Annotated in this window: 1 rRNA gene; it reads right to left on the reverse strand. The window is 47.8% G+C overall.

Annotated elements, in window-relative coordinates:
* Positions 1–255, reverse strand: a 23S ribosomal RNA gene (locus EQG68_RS14915); the annotation flags it as partial.

Consider the following 255-nt stretch of genomic DNA (forward strand, 5'->3'; position numbering starts at 1 on the left):
TCGGGTTCGCCTTAGGTCCCGACTAACCCGCAGCTGATTAGCATAGCTGCGGAAACCTTAGTCTTTCGGTGTGCGGGTTTCTCGCCCGCATTATCGTTACTTATGCCTACATTTTCTTTTCTAACCGGTCCAGCATACCTCACGATACACCTTCAACCCTGTTAGAATGCTCCCCTACCACTTTACTTATCGTAAAATCCATAGCTTCGGTAATATGCTTATGCCCGATTATTATCCATGCTCGTCCGCTCGACT

This window comes from Flavobacterium piscinae, from assembly GCF_004122145.1.
Lineage (GTDB): Bacteria > Bacteroidota > Bacteroidia > Flavobacteriales > Flavobacteriaceae > Flavobacterium > Flavobacterium piscinae.